This is a genomic window from Synechococcus sp. H55.10 (assembly GCF_047502715.1).
GTDB lineage: Bacteria > Cyanobacteriota > Cyanobacteriia > Thermostichales > Thermostichaceae > Thermostichus.
In genome coordinates, this window is record NZ_JANSJJ010000176.1 from 1 (window position 1) to 654 (window position 654).

The 654-nt window shown below is 61.0% G+C and carries 1 protein-coding gene; it reads left to right on the forward strand.

Going from position 1 to position 654, the window contains the following annotated elements; genetic code table 11:
* Window positions 1-174 precede the first annotated feature (174 nt).
* On the forward strand, window positions 175-654 hold a 480-nt coding region (locus NW858_RS10810; protein ID WP_414520483.1), incomplete at its 3' end, for an NAD(P)H-quinone oxidoreductase subunit J.

Consider the following 654-nt stretch of genomic DNA (forward strand, 5'->3'; position numbering starts at 1 on the left):
ACCTCAAGCCGGTGCCGGAGATCATCACTGGCAAGTACTTGGAGAGCGAAACTCGCCAAGCCCCGCCGCCGGAGTTGGCCGCTGCTATTGGCCTGCCGGTGCCACCGGCACTGCAAACGGCCGACTTCAAGCGAGCAGAGCAACAGCTCAAAGCGCTGCAGGGAGGAATGTGAGATGACAGAGGACAAAGCCCAGGAAAAGCCGTCCTCGACAGCCGAGCCGACAGAACCATTGGCGACGCTGGAGCGGGGGCCGGTCTCCCAGTTCCTCGCCGATAATGGCTTTGACCATCAGTACCTGGGTAGAGATGCCGCCGGAGTGGAGCTGTTGGAGGTGGAGCGGGACTTTCTCTTACCTGTGTGTACTGCCCTCTATGCCTATGGCTTCAATTACCTGGAGTGCCAGTGCGGCTACGACCTGGGGGCGGGGCAACCTCTGGTCAGCCTCTATCACCTGATCAAGCTGGTGGACGGGGCAGATCGGCCGCAGGAGGTGCGGATCCAGGTGAAGCTGCCCCGCCAAGATCCGCGGGTGCCTTCGGTGTACTGGATCTGGAAGTCGGCGGACTGGCAGGAGCGGGAGACTTATGACATGTACGGCATCATCTTCGAGGGACACCCCAACTTGAAGCGGATCTTGATGCCGGAAGACTGG